The organism is Corynebacterium sp. c24Ua_83 (assembly GCF_039907245.1).
GTDB lineage: Bacteria > Actinomycetota > Actinomycetes > Mycobacteriales > Mycobacteriaceae > Corynebacterium.
In genome coordinates, this window is record NZ_JASBOI010000001.1 from 208,958 (window position 1) to 226,428 (window position 17,471).

At 63.0% G+C, this 17,471-nt stretch carries 11 protein-coding genes; 10 read left to right on the top strand and 1 reads right to left on the bottom strand.

All coding sequences use genetic code 11. The features are described 5' to 3' along the window. Nucleotides 1-16: 16 nt before the first annotated feature. The 4 genes from QKE30_RS00990 (at nt 17) to QKE30_RS01005 (ending at nt 7,332) form a co-directional block, all read left to right on the top strand. Nucleotides 17-691, top strand: a complete 675-nt coding sequence (locus QKE30_RS00990; protein WP_297666568.1) for an MBL fold metallo-hydrolase — start codon at nt 17-19, stop codon at nt 689-691. Between the two features lie 22 nt (nt 692-713). Further along, complete coding sequence (gene hisS / locus QKE30_RS00995) at nt 714-2,054, top strand: histidine--tRNA ligase (protein ID WP_297666567.1); 1,341 nt, start codon at nt 714-716, stop codon at nt 2,052-2,054. A gap of 250 nt (nt 2,055-2,304) precedes the next feature. Continuing rightward, nucleotides 2,305-4,443 carry a bifunctional UDP-sugar hydrolase/5'-nucleotidase gene (locus tag QKE30_RS01000; protein ID WP_347933860.1) on the top strand — a complete coding sequence of 713 codons (2,139 nt, stop codon included), beginning with the start codon at nt 2,305-2,307 and terminating at the stop codon, nt 4,441-4,443. A gap of 84 nt (nt 4,444-4,527) precedes the next feature. Continuing rightward, nucleotides 4,528-7,332, top strand: a complete 2,805-nt coding sequence (locus QKE30_RS01005; RefSeq protein WP_347933861.1) for an ExeM/NucH family extracellular endonuclease — start codon at nt 4,528-4,530, stop codon at nt 7,330-7,332. A 42-nt stretch (nt 7,333-7,374) separates the two neighbouring features. Here QKE30_RS01005 and QKE30_RS01010 read toward each other — a convergent pair whose 3' ends face one another. Further along, complete coding sequence (locus QKE30_RS01010) at nt 7,375-8,334, bottom strand: neutral zinc metallopeptidase (RefSeq protein ID WP_347933862.1); 960 nt, start codon at nt 8,332-8,334, stop codon at nt 7,375-7,377. A 100-nt stretch (nt 8,335-8,434) separates the two neighbouring features. On the opposite strand from QKE30_RS01010, the gene aspS reads away from it, so the two are divergent. The 6 genes from aspS to mltG all read left to right on the top strand — a co-directional run bounded on the left by aspS (nt 8,435) and on the right by mltG (nt 17,427). Further along, a complete protein-coding gene (gene aspS / locus QKE30_RS01015) occupies nt 8,435-10,237 on the top strand; it encodes an aspartate--tRNA ligase (RefSeq protein WP_297666563.1) in 1,803 nt (600 codons plus the stop codon). Nucleotides 10,238-10,247: 10 nt separating this feature from the next. After that, the gene (locus tag QKE30_RS01020; protein WP_297666562.1) at nt 10,248-11,534 is read left to right on the top strand and encodes a phosphotransferase; all 1,287 of its coding nucleotides are present in this window, start codon (nt 10,248-10,250) and stop codon (nt 11,532-11,534) included. A gap of 19 nt (nt 11,535-11,553) precedes the next feature. After that, nucleotides 11,554-12,948 carry a replication-associated recombination protein A gene (locus QKE30_RS01025; protein ID WP_347933863.1) on the top strand — a complete coding sequence of 465 codons (1,395 nt, stop codon included), beginning with the start codon at nt 11,554-11,556 and terminating at the stop codon, nt 12,946-12,948. A 53-nt stretch (nt 12,949-13,001) separates the two neighbouring features. Then, complete coding sequence (alaS, locus tag QKE30_RS01030; protein WP_347933864.1) at nt 13,002-15,665, top strand: alanine--tRNA ligase; 2,664 nt, start codon at nt 13,002-13,004, stop codon at nt 15,663-15,665. A gap of 21 nt (nt 15,666-15,686) precedes the next feature. After that, on the top strand, nt 15,687-16,154 hold the full coding sequence (gene ruvX, locus QKE30_RS01035) for a Holliday junction resolvase RuvX (RefSeq protein WP_239198560.1): 468 nt from the start codon (nt 15,687-15,689) through the stop codon (nt 16,152-16,154). Nucleotides 16,155-16,272: 118 nt separating this feature from the next. Beyond that, nucleotides 16,273-17,427 (top strand): endolytic transglycosylase MltG, encoded by a 1,155-nt coding sequence (gene mltG, locus QKE30_RS01040; protein ID WP_347933865.1) that lies wholly within the window; start codon nt 16,273-16,275, stop codon nt 17,425-17,427. Nucleotides 17,428-17,471 lie beyond the last annotated feature (44 nt).

The following is a 17,471-nucleotide window of genomic DNA, read 5'->3' on the forward strand; positions in this document are numbered from 1 at the left end:
GCTAGGGTTTAGTGGCATGAGCACAGACGCAACCCTCCTGCCGGATACTACGCAGATCCTTTCTTTTCCTGCCGGCCCTTTCGAAACCAATTGCTATGTGGTGATTGATGGTTCGGACGCCACCAGCGGAGAAAACTCCCCGGCGGTCGTTATAGACCCGGGGTTGGGGGCGTTCGAGAACATCCAAAGGCTCGCCGAGGAGCACAAGTTCTTCGTCGAGAAGGTCGTTCTGACCCACGGGCACATCGACCACATCCGCGACGCGGGAGCGTTCGGGGTGCCGGTGTACGTCCACGAGTTGGATCGCTTCATGCTAGAGATGGATCAGTCCGCCGGGCCGCTGTCACAACATTTCGACGTGGCCAACATGCCGGCGATTGAGGACATTCGTCACCTGGGAGATTCCATCAGTATTGGCGGCGCGGAGTTCGAGATTCATCACATGCCGGGCCACTCACCGGGGCATGTCATGTTCCGCGCGAATGGGCTGATCTTCGGCGGCGATGTGCTGTTCCGCGGGGGAGTGGGCCGCACCGACCTTCCGGGATGCTCGCCCGAGGACATGATGCTGAGCCTCAAGAAGCTCACCACCGATTTCGCCGACGAGGACATTGTGCTGCCGGGGCACGGCCCGCACACGACCATCGGGGAGGAAAAGCGCACCAATAGCTTTCTGGCGGCAGTGCAATAGCCGTTTAGTAGACTGTTTACTTGTGACTGAGAGCGAGAAGAAGCAACAGAAGTCCCAGAAGGCTCAGAAAGACAAGGCCGAGAAGTTTAAGGCGCTCAGCGCGCCGAAGGGCGTGCCGGACTACGTGCCGCCAACATCGGCGGAGTTCAAGGCGGTCAAGGATGCGTTCACCTCCGCCGCGCACGCCGCAGGCTACGAGCACGTGGAGCTGCCGATCTTCGAGGAGACCTCTCTGTTCGCCCGTGGCGTCGGCGAATCCACCGACGTCGTGTCGAAGGAAATGTACACCTTCGCCGACCGGGGCGGCCGTTCGGTGACCCTGCGGCCGGAGGGCACGGCGGGCGTCATGCGTGCCGTCATTGAGCACAACCTGGACCGCGGCCAGCTCCCCGTCAAGCTGGTCTACAACGGCCCCTTCTTCCGCTACGAGCGCCCCCAGGCCGGCCGCTACCGCCAGCTGCAGCAGGTGGGTGTGGAGGCTATCGGCGTGGACGACCCGGCTCTGGACGCCGAGGTTATCGCACTGGCGCACCGCTGCTTTACCTCAATCGGGTTGAACGGCTTTCGTCTGGAGCTGACCAGCCTGGGCGACTGGGACGACCGCCCCGCTTACCGGCAGAAGCTGCAGGACTTCCTGTCCACGCTGCCGCTGGACGAGGAGACCGAGCGTCGCGCGCAGCTGAATCCGCTGCGCGTCCTGGACGATAAGCGCCCCGAGATGCAGGAGATGCTGGCCGAGGCTCCCTTGATGCTGGACCACCTCAGCGATTCCTCCCGCGAACACTTCGAGACCGTGACCGGGCTGCTGGACGACCTGGGCGTGGGTTACACCATCAACCCGCGGATGGTGCGCGGCCTGGACTACTACACGAAGACCTGCTTTGAGTTCGTCCACGACGGCCTGGGCGCACAGTCCGGCATCGGTGGCGGTGGCCGCTACGACGGCCTGATGGCTCAGCTGGGCGGGCAGGATCTTTCCGGAATCGGCTTCGGGCTGGGAGTTGATAGGGCGTTGCTGGCGCTCGAAGCGGAGGAGAAGAGGGCGTCAACAGGAAGAAGGGTCGATGTCTACGGCGTGGCACTCGGCGCGGAGGCCAAGCGGCGGATGGTGGGCATCGTGGACGACCTGCGTGAGCGTGGGGTCGCCGCCGATATGTCCTACGGCGACCGCGGGCTGAAGGGAGCCATGAAGGGCGCCGACCGTGCTGGTGCGCTGTATGCCCTGGTGCTGGGGGATAAGGAGCTGGCCGAGGGCACGGTGACGGTGAAGGATCTCGGCGCTCACGAACAGCACGAGGTGGATCTGACCGCCGTCGTGGAGCTGCTGGCCGAGAAGACGGCAGAAAAAACTGCTGGCGTCTAGCAGAACGGCTGAGCACAAGACCGAGGTAACACCGGTCACATCCTTACTCTCGCGTAACACCACGCGGGGGTATTTTTGGTGAATTAAAGTTTAAGTCTTTGATTACTCTATGTGAAGCGCCTGGTCACAGTGTAATTTGCGCAAAGGTTTGCGCGGACAAGAACAGGTAACGGTGGTTAGCTCTCCTTCGTTGCAGCACGCCTTTGCTGCGCAACCTTTAGTGATTCGTTTCAACGAGGAGAAACCCAAAGTGTTCAAGCTGTCTCGCCGCAGTTCCCGTGCCGTCATGACCCTGGCCATGGCGCCGACCCTGGCCCTCGCGGGGCTGAATGTTCCCGCATACGCCGCTGAGGCTGACCAGGTAAGTCTTAACATCATCGGCGTCACCGACTTCCACGGCCACCTATCCCAGGCTAAAGATCGCAAGGGAGAGATCAGCGAGCCCGGCGCGGCCGTGATGGCTTGCTACGTGAACAAGGAACGCAAAGAGAACCCGAACACCAGCTTCGTTTCCGCAGGTGACAACATTGGTGGTTCTCCTTTCGAGTCCTCCATTCTGAAGGACAAGCCGACCCTGGATGCGCTGAACGCCATGGAACTAGAGGCTTCCGCCGTGGGTAACCACGAGTTCGATAAGGGCTGGTCAGACCTGAAGGATCGCGTAGGTGTTGACGGCGACAAGCTTGCGAAGTTCCCCTACCTGGGTGCAAACGTCAAGGGAAGCGACATGGCGCCGTCCACGGTTATCGAAAAAGGCGGCGTGAAGATCGGATACGTCGGCACCATCACTGCGGACACCCCGAACCTGGTTTCTCCGGACGGCATCCAAGGTCTCAGCTTCTCCGAACCGGTGGCTGCGACTAACGCAGAAGCCAAGCGACTGAAGGAATCTGGTGAGGCGGACGTAGTCATCGGCCTGGTGCATGAGGGGATGGACAACACTAAATTCTCCGAGGACGTGGACGCAGTTATTGCCGGCCACACCCATGTGCTACGCAAGCTCGACGGTAAGCCAGTGCTGGTGCAGCCGGCCAACTACGGCATGGATCTGGCCGACATCGACATCGTTTACGACAAGGCGGCCAAGAAGGTTGTGTCCGTCACCGCCGAAAACCGCAGCGCCAAGGACATGATGGACGTATGTGGCGATACTCCGGATGAGGACGTGGCGAAGATCGTTTCCGCGGCAAAGGACTCGGCGAAAACCGAGGGCGAAAAGGTCGTTACCACCCTGAAGAACGACTTTTACCGCGGCGCGAACTCCGACGGCGAATCCGGCGGTAACCGCGGTACCGAGTCCTCCCTGAACTCCATGATCGCGGACGCCACCCTGTACGGCGTTAACAAGCTGACCGACTTGAAGGCCGACCTCGGCGTGATGAACGCCGGTGGCGTCCGCGCTGACCTGGCCTCCGGTGACGTGACCTACGCAGAGGCTTTCGCAGTTCAGCCCTTCGGCAACTCCCTGGGTGTTGTGGAGATCACCGGTGAGCAGCTGAAGCAGGCCCTCGAACAGCAGTGGAAGCCGGGCGGGGAGCGCGCAATGCTGGCGTTGGGCTTGTCCAAGAACGTGCAGTACGCATACGACCCGGATGCCGAGCAAGGCAAGCGCATCACCTACGTTTCCGTCAATGGCAAGCCTCTTGACCCGAGCAAAAAGTACCGCGTGGCCGGGTCCAGCTTTCTGCTGAACGGTGGTGACAGTTTTGATGCATTCAAGGGCGGCAAGTTCCAGGACGCGGGTCAGATGGACATCGATGTGTTCAACCGCTACCTGAAGGACAATAAGGACATCGCCGTTCGCCCGAACCAGACCTCCGTCGGCGTGCAGCTGTCCGGCGCGGCCGTGGATGAGGCGCAGATTTCCGATGAGGCCCTGCGCGGGAACGTACTGGCTCCGACAAAGGACGTCACCGTCAATCTCAGCTCTCTGGCTTACACCGGCAAGGAAAAGAAGCCGACCACGGCGACCGCTAAATTCCTGCGCTGCGAGGGGGAGAAGGCCATCACCGTCGGCGAGGCCTCAGCCAACACCGACAACACCATCACCGATGGCCTTGACGAAACCGGTAAGGCCAAAGTCAACCTGACGGTTCCAGAGGAGGCAGCGTTCCTGCAGATCACCACCGATGCTGGCTCTAAGCTCAACTATCCGATTTCGGTTGAGGGCAAGCTCGACGTCGATCGTGGCTGCGGTGCAACGTCGGACGAGAACTCGGGTGCAGAAGGCTCCCTATCCGGTTCCTCCACCGGCGGCATCATCGGCGCCATCCTGGGCATCCTCGCCTTGATCATTGGTGGTGCTACGGCCATCGCATGGGTGCAGAACAACGGTGGCGTTCCGACTCATGTCTTGCCGAAGTGGGCCCGCGACCTGCTGAAGATCTAACCCGCCGTAACCAAATCCCCAATCACATCTAGCTCCCGCTTCACCAGCGGGAGCTATCTTCACCAGAAAGCAGGATCTAGATCCATGAAGGCTCGTTTCAAGACCATCACCTCCGTGGCCACCTTCAGCGCGCTGGCCCTGGGAGCCAACGTCCTCACCGTCCCGACTGCCCTGGCTACCCCGGACGGCGATAACGTCGTCATCAGCGCTGTCTATGGCGGCGGCGGAAACAAGGGCGCGACCCTGAAGAACGACTACGTTGAGCTGTTCAACCCCACCGATAAGCCGATCGAACTCGATGGGTGGACCGTCCAGTACCTCTCCGCCAGCGGTAACAACAACGGCAAGCCGATCGCGCTATCCGGCACCATCCAGCCGAAGGGCTTCTATCTGATCAAGGGCGCTGCGGGTAAGGGCGGTACCCAGGATTTTGTTGCTGACGCCACCGGGGACGATTTGGCCATGGGCGGTACGAACGGCACCGTCGTCCTGGCTGACTCTTCCGAGAAGTGGGCCGCTGGAAACCCAGCAATCGACATCGTGGGTTATGGCAATGCGCAGGTGAACGAGACCGCTGGCACCGCGGCTCTCTCTAACACCACGGCTGCTGCCCGTAATGGAGATGGGAAGGACACCGACGACAACAGCGCCGACTTCACCGTCGGCGATCCGAAGCCGCGTTTCAGCGGTGGCGACGCCCTGGATCCGAACGCGGAAGCCCCGGACAATCCGGGTAATCCAGAAAACCCAGAGCAGCCGGAGAACCCGAAGCAACCTGGCGAACCGGAGCAGCCGGGAGACGCCGAGGAACACAAGATCTCCGATATTCAGGGAACGGGGGAGAAGTCCCCGCTGGTGGACAAGAAGGTCAAGACGGCCGGCTGGGTCACCGCAAGCTACCCTTCGGGTCGCCTGGATGGCTTCGTCATCCAGGAGGGCGGCGCGACACAGTTGCGTAAGGCTGGCGAAGCATCCCAGGCAGTGTTCGTCTACACCGGCAAGGGCGGCACCCCGGCGGACCTCGGCAAGTGCGTCGTAGTCACCGGCGAGGTGGGGGAGCACTACGAGTCCACCCAGCTCGGCTCTGCCGAGTACACCGAGTCCGACAACCCGTCAAAGGACTGCGGCGAGAAGCCGGAGCCGATCACGGATGCTGTTCCTTTGGACGAGGCGACCCGCGAGGCCAACGAGCACATGATGTTCCAGCCTTCCGCTACCTACACCGTCACCAACAACTACGAGCTGAACCAGTACGGTTCCGTAGATCTTGTGGAGGGTAACGAGCCGCTGTACCAGGCGACCTCCAAGGTGGCACCGGGGAAGGAAGCCCAGGACTATGAGGCCGAGAACGCCAAACGCGTAGTCACCCTCGACGACGGCGCTACGCTGAATTTCTTCCGCAACAAGGATGCGCAGAACACCCCGCAGCCCTACCTGAAGACCGCCGAGGGCATCAAGTCCCTTCGCGCCGGCGACCAGGTGAGCTTCTCCCAGCCGACGGTGCTGTCCTATGGCTTCAACAAGTGGTCCCTGCAGCCAACCTCCCAGATCACGGGCGAAACCGCGCAGGCGGATCTGCCGATCAGCTGGGAGGACTCCCGCCCCGCCGAGGAGAACGGCCCCGAAGAGGTCGGCGGCAGCCACTCCATCGCCAGCTTCAACGTTCTGAACTACTTCACCGATCTGGGTCAGGATCAAGGCAACTGCGGCTCCTACAAGGATCGCGAGGGGAACCCTGTTACCGCCGACAAGTGCGACGTTCGCGGTGCCTACTCCGAGCAGGCGTTCAAGGATCAGCAGGCCAAGATCGTCAAGGCGATCAACACCCTGGATGTTTCGGTCCTGGGCTTGGAGGAGATCCAGAACTCCGCCAAGTTCGGCAAGGACCGCGACGCAGCGCTGAAGCACCTGGTCGACGAGCTCAACGCGGCCGGTGGCAAGTGGGAGTACGTTAAGAGCCCGGCCACAGTCGCCAAGAACGAGGATGTCATCCGCACGGCCTTCATCTACCAGCCGGACAAGGTCGAGCCGGTCGGGGAGTCCAAGATCCTCGACGTAGAGGCTTTCGACCAGATCGCTCGCCAGCCGCTGGCGCAGCAGTTCAAGAACAAGGGTGCGAAGGACGAGCAGGCTTTCGTCGCCGTCGTGAACCACTACAAGTCCAAGGGCAGCGTGGCTCGCGGCGACGCGGATAAGGGAGATGGTCAGGGCAACAACGCCCAGCTGCGCGCAGAAATGTCCAGCCAGCTCGTGAAGTGGCTGAGCGAAGACGCGGACTTCAAGGACAAGCCGCAGTTCATCCTGGGCGACTTCAACGCCTACGCGAAGGAGGATGCCATCCGCCTCATCGAGGAGGCCGGCTACACCAACCTCGAGACCAAATTCGACGCCGGCCATTCCTACCAATTCGGTGGCCGAGTGGGCTCCCTGGACCACGTCCTAGCCAACGAGAAGGCCACCGAGATGGCCACCGGCGCGGACGTGTGGGACATCAACGCCGACGAGTCAGTTGCCTTCGAGTACTCTCGCCGCAACTACAACGTAGTGGACTTCTACGAGCCGAACGTGTTCCGTGCCTCGGACCACGACCCGATCAAGGTGGGCTTCAACGCCCCGGGCGCGGCCCCGCAGCCAGGCCCGGCCCCTGACGACTCGACCAACCCGGACAAGCCGGGCGGGTCCTCGGGTTCCACTGGTTCCACCGGGTCCTTGGGTGGTTCCAAGACGGAGCTCAGCGGCTCCGCTAAGGCAGGCATCATCACCACGATCATCCTGGGCATTATCGGACTGGGCGCCGCCGGTGCGGGCCTGTGGGGATGGGTGAACCACCTGATCCCGGCCAGCGCAGTGCCGAACTGGCTGCGCCCGTACCTGCCACCGCAGCGTTAAGAGCGCTGCAGGCGGGGCGCCGCAGGGCTACGTGTGCGGGGCTTAGCGCTGGAAGTCCTGGTGGCAGGACTTCATGGTGCCGCCCTGGTAGCCGCGCATGAACCAGTCCACGCGCATTTCGGAAGACCCGTGAGTCCACTTGTCAGGATTTACTTCTTGTCCGGCGCTGGACTGGATGGCGTCATCGCCAATAGAGCGAGCAGTAGTGATGGCCTGCTCGACCTGCTCCTGGGTGAGGGGCTCCAACAGAGCGTCCTCGCCCTTGTCGGCGTTCTGGGCCCACACTCCGGCGTAGCAGTCGGCCTGGACCTCCATTTTCACCGCGTTGGAATCCTCACCCGGGTTATCGTAATCGCTCAAGCCCAGGGTGCCCTCCAGGTTCTGAATGTGGTGGCCGAACTCGTGGGCGGTGACGTACATCTGCGCGAATGGGCCGTTGGATCCACCCATTTGCTTCAGCTCGTCGAAGAATGGGACGGACATGTAGACCGTCTCGTCGCCGGGGCAATAGAACGGGCCGGTACTAGCGAGGTTCGCAGAGCCACAGCGGGTGCTGGTCTGCCCCTCGGCGAGCACCAGGCCCGGCTCGCTGTACTTCTTGCCAGCCTCCTCGGGCAGAGCCGAGCTCCAGAACTGGTCGACCGACTTCGCCGTGGCCAATACACGGCAATCGTCGTTGTTGTTGGCGTCTTCGGCAGTTTTGCAGTGCTCGAAGCCTTCGCCCGTGCGACTGTTGCTGACGCCCGCACGTTGATCCGCGCTGTTGTTCCCGCTCAGCATTCCCAATCCACCGTTGAAGAGGAACACGAGAACAGCGGCAACGATGATTCCGGGAATGCCGAAGCGGCGGGCGAGGGCGCCAAAAAGCAGGCCGGTGAACAAGCCGCCACCTCCACCCTGATTGCCACCCCCACCGCCGAAGCCGAATCCGCCCCCGCCGGATCCCGTGCCTCCGCGCTGCCCACGATCGGAATAGTTGTTCAGATTGTTGTTAAAAGTCACATGTGAATCGTGCCATACCCGGGCGACGTATACACCCTATTGCAGACAAGGTAAGCTGTAAGGCCGAAAAGGCTAAAAATCGAGGAAGGACTATAGGAACGTGCTGCGCACACACCTGGCGGGCGAACTGCGCCCAGAGAATATTGGTGATGAAGTGACCCTGACCGGCTGGGTTGGTCGTCGACGCGACCACGGTGGCGTCATTTTCATCGACCTGCGCGACCGCAGCGGCGTGGCACAAGTCGTCTTCCGCGAGTCCGAGGTGGCGGAGCGTGCGCACGACCTGCGCAGCGAGTACTGCCTGAAGGTAACCGGCGTGGTCGAGGCTCGCCCGGAGGGTTCCGAGAACCCGAACCTGGCCTCTGGCGGCATCGAGGTCAACGTGTCCGCGTTGGAGGTTCTGAACGAGGCGGCGGCGCTGCCGTTCCAGATCGACGATCCATCTTCCTCCGGCGAGGTAGGCGAAGAGACCCGCCTGAGGTACCGCTACCTGGATCTGCGCCGCAAGACCCAGGGCGATGCGCTGCGCCTGCGCTCCCGTGTGAACCAGGCTGCCCGTGGGGTTCTGGCCGAGCACGACTTCACGGAGATCGAAACCCCGACGCTGACCCGCTCCACCCCGGAGGGCGCCCGTGACTTCCTGGTACCCGCACGCCTGCGCCCGGGAACGTTCTACGCCCTGCCGCAGTCCCCGCAGCTGTTTAAGCAGCTGCTGATGGTGGCTGGCATGGAGCGCTACTACCAGATCGCCCGCTGCTACCGCGACGAGGACTTCCGCGCCGACCGTCAGCCGGAGTTCACCCAGCTGGACGTCGAGATGTCCTTCGTGGACCAGGAAGACGTGATCTCTCTGGCAGAGGAGATCCTGGTGGCGATCTGGAAGGAGATCGGCTACGAGATCTCCACCCCGATCCCGCGCATGACCTACGCCGATGCCATGAAGTACTACGGCTCCGACAAGCCGGACCTGCGCTTCGACATCCAGATCACCGAGTGCACCGACTTCTTCAAGAACACCACCTTCCGCGTGTTCCAGAATGAGTACGTCGGCGCCGTCGTCATGGACGGCGGTGCTGACCAGCCTCGCCGCCAGCTGGATGCCTGGCAGGAGTGGGCTAAGCAGCGCGGCGCGAAGGGGCTGGCCTACATTCTGGTGGGCGAGGACGGCGAGCTGTCTGGCCCGGTGGCCAAGAACATCACTGACGAAGAGCGTGCGGGCATTGCCGAGCACGTCGGTGCCAAGCCGGGCGACTGCATCTTCTTCGCCGCAGGCGAGGCCAAGCCGTCCCGCGCCCTGCTGGGCGCTGCCCGTGGCGAGATCGCTAATAAGCTGGGCCTGATCAAGGAGGGCGACTGGGCCTTCACCTGGGTTGTCGACGCCCCACTGTTCGAACCGGCTGCGGATGCCGCCGCGTCGGGCGACGTGGCCCTGGGCCACTCCGCCTGGACTGCCGTGCACCACGCCTTTACCTCTCCGAAGCCGGAGTACCTGGATAGCTTCGACGAGAACCCGGGCGAGGCCCTGGCCTACGCCTACGACATCGTGTGTAACGGCAACGAGATCGGCGGCGGTTCCATCCGTATCCACCAGCCGGACGTGCAGGAGCGCGTGTTCAAGGTCATGGGAATCACCGAAGAGGAAGCCCGCGAGAAGTTCGGCTTCCTGCTGGATGCGTTTGCCTTCGGCGCCCCGCCGCACGGCGGCATCGCTTTCGGTTGGGATCGCATCGTCTCCCTGCTGGGCGGCTTCGATTCCATCCGCGACGTCATCGCCTTCCCGAAGTCCGGTGGCGGCGTGGATCCGCTGACCGACGCCCCGGGCGAGATCTCCGCGGAGCAGCGTAAGGAATCCGGTATCGATTTCAAGCCGAAGAAGGGCCCCAAGGGCCAGAAGGAAAAGTAGGCGAGTAGTAGTGCAATCAGTCGAGTCCACTGTCGAGGCGGCAACCCAGGTTTTGGCGAACCGCTTCGGAGGTTCACCCGAACTCAGCGATCCGCAGGATCTGGGTGGGAGTGGCTCCTCGATGGTTCTGCGCTGCCGGATTTCCGCCGACCCCTTCCTGCAGGAACGCACGGTGGTTATCAAGCAGCTGCCGCCGGAAAGCGAAGGGGACGCGGGCGCCGCGAACGCTCATGGCAGCGGCGGGGCCGGCGATGGCTCCAACGAGGGTGCCGGCGACGCAGGGGAGTTCGGCCCGGATGCCCTGGGCATGCTCCGTGAGGTCGTGGCCTACCAGTACACCAACACCCTGGCGGAGACGGTACGCCCCGGCCCTGTACTGCTGGCTTATGACATCGACCAGCGCCTGCTGGTGCTGTCGGACGCGGGCGATGGCACGAGCTTTACAGACGTGCTGACCCTGCAAGATTCCAAGTCCCGCATCGGAGCCCTGCGTAAGCTCGGCCGTTCGCTGGGCAAAATGCACGCCGCCACGTTCGGTGGCGCGCAGTCTTACTCCACCCTGATGCGCCGCCAGTGCCAGCGCCATAACATCAGCCCCGAGGTGATTGAAGAGTCCGACATCGACGTCGGCGAGCTCATTCAGTCTGGCGTGGACCTCATGATTTCCAACGGGCTGACTATCGACCCGGTGGTGCAGCGCTATGCCTCTAAGGCCGCCGAGCGGCAGAGCAAGTCCGAGTTCCTGGTCTTCACCCCCTTCGACCTGGCGCCGGACAACGTCATGCTCACGGACAACATCGTGCTGCTGGACTACGAGTGGGCCGGCTTCCGAGACGCGGCCTTCGACGTCGCCTGCGTGGTGGCGGGGTTCCCGCAGGATAATTCCACCCCGGCTTTGGATGAGCCGGAGACCACGGAGTTCCTCGCTGCCTGGCGGGCGGAGGCGCAGCAGATCTGGCCTGCAATCTCCGACGACGAGGTCTTCCACGACTGGGTCATGTCCGCGCTAATCGGCTGGGCTTTCTTGTCGCTGATCATGATGTACTACGGTCGCCTTTCCATGGCCAAGCACTCCTCGTTCGTCTTCGGTGAAGAGTCCGACAACCAGGAGGTTTCGCGCTCTATCCGCCACATGTCGGAGGAGCAGCTTGAGGATTTGGCCACGACGGTGGAGGCCATCCAGCGCTTCTCCCGCCGACGCGAGTCCAAGAGCTTCGCGGCGATCGGCGAGTTTGCGCAGGTTCTGTTGAAGGTGCTGTCGCAGCTGGGAGCCTTCCCGAACGAGCGCGAAGACTAGCGCCCGCCGACTAAAGCCGATGGACGATCTGTTTTCCCAAGGTCAGCAAGGCAACGGCGCCGATCCCACAAACGGATCCGGCGCACACTCCGCCGAGGCCTACTTTCACCCCGGCTCCCACGCCCCACTGGCGGTTCGCATGCGCCCCCGCAGCCTCGACGAGGTGGTCGGCCAGGACAAGGTTCTCGGCCCGGGCTCGCCGCTGCGCCGCCTGATCGAGGGCCACGGCGATACCTCCGTCATCCTCTACGGCCCGCCTGGCGCCGGCAAGACCACCATCGCCAGCCTCATCTCCCAGGCTTCCGGCCGCCGCTTCGAGGCCTTGAGCGCCCTGAACTCCGGCGTCAAGGAAGTCCGCGCGATCATCGAGCAGGCCCGCAAGCGCCTGGTCATGGGCGAGCACACCGTGCTGTTCATCGACGAGGTGCACCGATTCTCCAAAACCCAGCAGGACGCGCTGCTCTCCGCCGTCGAAAACCGCACCGTGCTGCTGGTCGCCGCCACCACCGAGAACCCCTCGTTCTCTGTGGTCTCGCCGCTCTTGTCGCGGTCGTTGCTTGTCCAACTTTCTTCTCTTAGTGACGCCGACATCCGCACCGTACTGCAGCGCGCTCTCGACGATGAGCGCGGATACGCCGGCCGACTGCGGGTGACCCCCGAGGCCATGGACCAGCTCGTCGCCATGGCTGCCGGTGATGCCCGCCGTAGCCTGACGTACCTGGAGGCCGCGGCCGAGGGAGTCGAGCCGGAAGGGGAGGACGGAGTGGCGGAGCTGGTGGCGTCACAAGTAAAAAAGTCCCTTAACAAGGCAGTGGCGCGATACGACCGCGACGGCGACCAGCACTACGACATCACCAGTGCCTTCATTAAATCCATCCGCGGTTCGGATCCGGACGCCGCGCTGCACTACCTAGCCCGCATGCTGGAAGGCGGCGAAGATCCGCGCTTCATCGCCCGTAGGCTGGTTATCCACGCCAGCGAGGACATCGGCATGGCCGACCCGCAGGCGCTTCAGGTGGCGGTGGCGGCGTATCACGCGGTGAGCTTCATCGGCATGCCGGAGGCACGGCTCAACCTGGCGCAGGCTACGATCCACCTGGCGACCGCGCCGAAGTCCAACGGGGTGATCGCGGCCATCAACTCCGCCATTGGGGACGTGCAGGCGGGCAAAGGCGAGGCCGTTCCGGCTCACCTGCGCGACGGCCACTACCAAGGGGCGAAGGCGCTGGGTAACGCGGTGGGATACGTCTATCCGCACGACGATCCGAAGGGCGTGGTGCCGCAGCAGTACCTGCCGGACGATCTGAAGGACGCGGTGTACTACCGGCCGACAACCCACGGCAACGAAAAGACCATTGCCGCGCGCTTGAGTAGCCTTAGGGCTATCGTTCGCTCCTTCCTGACCCGGGGGTAGAATGTACGCATTCCATTTACAGTCGACATAGAACTCTACGAGGTAAAGCCACCGTGCAAACGCATGAGATCCGCCAGCGCTTCATCGAGCACTTCACCAAGGCCGGGCACACCGAGGTACCCAGCGCATCGCTGATCCTGGACGACCCGAACCTTCTGTTCGTGAACGCCGGCATGGTTCCGTTCAAGCCCTACTTCCTGGGCCAGCAGAACCCACCGTTTGAGAACGGCACGGCGACCTCCATCCAGAAGTGCGTGCGCACTTTGGACATCGACGAGGTTGGCATTACCACCCGCCATAACACGTTCTTCCAGATGGCGGGCAACTTTTCCTTCGGCGCGTACTTCAAGGAAGGTGCGATCACGCACGCCTGGACGCTGCTGACCGATCCGGTGGAAGAAGGCGGTCTGGGCCTCGACCCGGAGCGGTTGTGGGTCACCGTCTTTACCGACGACGACGAGGCTGCGGAGATCTGGAACAAGAAGATCGGCGTACCCGAGCACAAAATCCAGCGCCTCGGCATGGAGGATAACTACTGGTCCATGGGTATTCCCGGCCCGTGCGGCCCCTGCTCGGAGATCTACTACGACCGCGGCCCGGAGCACGGCCAGGAGGGTGGCCCGATCGTCGACGACACCCGCTACATCGAGATCTGGAACCTCGTGTTCATGGAGAACGAGCGCGGCGAGGGCCTGGGCAAGGGCAACTTCGAGATCGTCGGCAAGCTGCCGAAGAAGAACATCGATACCGGCCTGGGCATCGAGCGCGTCGCCTGCATCCTGCAGGACGTGGACAACGTGTACGAGACCGACCTGCTGCGCCCCGTCATCGACGTGGCCCAGGAGGTCACCGGCGCGAAGTACGGCGCAGACCAGGCCAACGACGTGCGCTTCCGCGTGATCGCCGACCACTCCCGCACCGGTCTGATGCTGATGCTCGACGGCGTGACCCCCGGCAACGAGGGACGCGGCTACATTCTGCGCCGCCTGCTGCGCCGCATCATCCGCTCCGCCCGCCTGCTGGGTGCAACGGGGGAGACCCTGGAGAAGTTCATGGACACCGTGCGGGAGACCATGACGCCCTCCTACCCGGAAATCGCCGAGAACTACGAGCGCATTCGCGCCGTAGCTCTGTCCGAGGAGAAGTCCTTCCTGAAGACCCTGGAATCCGGCTCCCAGATGTTCGACAACTGGGCCCACGGCGCGAAGGAACGCGGCGAGGATACAGTCCCGGACGACGTTGCTTTCTCCCTGCACGACACTCACGGATTCCCGATCGACCTGACCCAGGAGATGGCCGCCGAGGCCGGTCTGAAGGTGGACATCGACGGCTTCCACGACCTGATGGCGGAGCAGAAGGCCCGCGCCAAGGCCGATAACAACGCCAAGAAGCTGGGCCACGTGGATCAGACGATCTACCGTCCATTCGTGGATAACCACCCGACCGTGTTCACCGGCTACGAGAACCTAGCTGACGAAGCTTCCGTGCTGGGCATCATCCGCGACGGCGCACTGGTGGAGACTGCCCCGGAGGGCGCTGCCGCTCAGGTGATCCTGGACCGCACCCCGTTCTACGCCGAGGCCGGCGGCCAGATGGCCGACCGCGGCGAGCTGTCCACCACCTCCGGTGCTGCCCGGGTGGAGGACGTGCAGAAGGTCGGTAAGAAGGTCTGGGTACACCACGTGACCGTCAGCGGCGGCGAGCTGGCCGTGGGGCAGAAGGTGCAGGCCACGGTGGACAAGGCGTGGCGCCACCAGGCACGCCAGGCGCACTCCGGCACGCACCTGATCCACGCCGCCCTGCGTGAGGTGCTGGGGCCGACAGCCGTCCAGGCGGGCTCCATGAACAAGCCGGGCTACCTGCGCTTCGACTTCAACTACGGCGAGCAGCTGACCGAGCACCAGCTGAACCAGATCGAGGAGATCGCCAACGGCGCCGTGGATAGCGACTACCAGGTGAACACCATCGAGACCTCCCTGGAGGAAGCCAAGGCGATGGGCGCCATGGCTCTGTTCGGCGAGAATTACGGTTCCGAGGTGCGCGTCGTGGAGATCGGCGGACCGTTCTCCATGGAGCTGTGCGGCGGTATCCACGTGGAGCACTCCTCCCAGGTCGGCCCGATCTCTGTACTCGGTGAGTCCTCCGTCGGCTCCGGCGTGCGCCGCATCGAGGCCTACACCGGCATGGATTCCTTCCGCTTCCTCAGCACCGAGAAGTCTCTGGTGGCCGGCCTGGCAACCAGCCTGAAGACCCCGAGCGAGGAACTGCCGGAGCGCATCGACGCGCTCACCGCCAAGTTGAAGGCCGCCGAGAAGCAGATCCAGCAGCTGCGCGCCCAGCAGCTGCAGGGGCAGGTAGGCCAGCTGGTAGAGAAGGCTGAGACTATCGGCGAGGTCAAGGTCCTGGCCGAGGAGCTGCCGGAAGGCGTGGCCGCAGGCGACCTGCGCACCCTCGCCATGGATGCGAAGAACCGCCTGGGCTCCGAGCCCGCCGTCGTGGTATTCGCCTCCGTGGACGGGGAGAAGGTTCCTTTCGTCGCCGCTGCGAACGATGCTGCCGTGGACAAGGGCATCAAGGCCGGCGAGCTCGTCAAGGCCTTCGGGGAGAAGGTTGCCGGTCGCGGTGGCGGTAAGCCGGCCATGGCGCAGGGCTCTGGTTCGGACGCCGCCGGCATCCCCGCCGGCATCGAGGCTGTCAAGAGCGCGCTGCGCGGATAGTCGGCCGGGGAGTTTTCGCTGATGCAGACCGAAAGGCCAGACCCAGCCACCGACCCCGGCCGTGGCCGGAGGCTCGGCCTCGACGTGGGCACCGTGCGCATTGGGGTGGCGATCTCGGATCCGGACTGCATCCTCGCCACACCCGTGGAGACCGTCCAGGCCACCGCGGACGACGCGGATGTGCAGCGCGTGGCGGAGATCTGCCGCGAGAATTTCGTGGTGGAGATCGTTGTTGGTCTGCCGGTCGCGCTGCGCGGGAACCATACACAAAGCACCCTTAATGCCGAGGAATTTGCCCGCTTGGTTAAAGATGAATTGCCGGACATTCCGCTGCGCATGGTGGACGAAAGAATGTCTACGATGGCCGCTACGCAGGCGTTTCACGCCTCTGGCGTCAATAGTAAAAAAGGCAGAAAGAAGATCGACCAGGCAGCAGCGGTACATATTCTGCAGGGGTGGTTAGACACGCGGCGGCGCGCGCTTTCCTAAAATTTACCAATTCGTGAGAAAATGACCGGCGACGCTTAACACCGTCAGGCTCAGCTTGTATCTGACGTCAAAGAGAAAACCTAAGAGTTTAACCCGGTACGAAAGGCCACACTGACCTATGGGACCGACCCGTAAAATGCAGCCGAAGTTTAGACGGCGCCGTCAGCTTGCCGCCGCGCTGGCTCTCGCTCTGGTCGTCCTCCTGATCGGTACATGTGCCTACGTCTGGTACCAGCGCGACGTTGTGGCTGTGCGCGACTACGAGGGTGAGGGTAATGGCAACGTCGTCATGGTTCGCGTGAGCCCCGGTGACTCTGTGGATAGCTTGTCAGAGCAGCTGGTGGAAAAGGACGTGGTGGGTTCCCGCCGAGCGCTGATGTCCGCTGCGGAGCGTAAGGAACCGGAGCTTCAGGCAGGCTACTACTCACTGCAAGAGCAGATGTCCGCCGACAAGGCCCTGGAGTGGCTGTCTAGCGATGAACGCCGCCGGGGCGTGGTTGACATTCCGAATGGCCTGACCCTCCATGACGTCCAGGTGGTAGACGGAGATAACCGCAAGGGTATCTTCACGTTGGTCTCCGAACAGACTTGCCAGGACGAACAAAACTGTGTGTCCGTCGAGGATCTGCAGAAGGCGGCGGCACAGACCCCGCCGGAGCAGCTAGAGATCGCTGATTGGGCTTTGGATAAGGTGAATGCGCGCGGCGATGATCCGAAGCGCATCGAGGGCTTGATTTCTCCCGGCGTGCATCTCTTCGACCCGACCAGCAGCCCGGAAGAAATCCTCAAGACTCTGCTGAAGACTTCCAAGGAGCAGTACGAAAACACCGGCTTGTTGTCTTCCGCAGAAAAGGTTGGCTTAAGCCCCTACGATATGCTGGTGGCGGCATCTCTGGTGGAGCGCGAGGCTCCGGAAGGCGACTTCGACAAGGTCGCCCGCGTGATCCTGAACCGCCTGCACGAAAGCCAAAAGCTGGAGTTCGACTCGACGGTGAACTACGACCTGAGCGAGGTTGAGGTCGCCACCACGGACGAGGATCGTAGGCGGTCGACCCCGTGGAATACCTACGCCAAGGAGGGCCTGCCGGAAACTCCGATTTCCTCGCCTGGCCTACAGGCTCTGCACGCAATCGAGAACCCGGCCGAGGGCGACTGGCTGTACTTCGTTACGGTGGACAAGGACGGTCGAACGGTCTTCAACCGCGATTTCGATGCCCACGAACGGGCTATTGAGGAATCCCGCCGCAACGGTGTGTTGGATTCGAACCGCTAGTCTTCGAGCTAAACCGCTAGCTAGCCAGAACTAGCTAGCACTGG

Excerpts from the sequence above, each read along its gene's own strand:
- mltG (WP_347933865.1), top strand. The coding sequence starts at position 16,273 with ATGGGACCGACCCGTAAAATGCAGCCGAAGTTTAGACGGCGCCGTCAG.
- QKE30_RS01005 (WP_347933861.1), top strand. The coding sequence starts at position 4,528 with ATGAAGGCTCGTTTCAAGACCATCACCTCCGTGGCCACCTTCAGCGCG.
- QKE30_RS00990 (WP_297666568.1), top strand. The coding sequence starts at position 17 with ATGAGCACAGACGCAACCCTCCTGCCGGATACTACGCAGATCCTTTCT.
- QKE30_RS01025 (WP_347933863.1), top strand. The coding sequence starts at position 11,554 with ATGGACGATCTGTTTTCCCAAGGTCAGCAAGGCAACGGCGCCGATCCC.
- ruvX (WP_239198560.1), top strand. The coding sequence starts at position 15,687 with ATGCAGACCGAAAGGCCAGACCCAGCCACCGACCCCGGCCGTGGCCGG.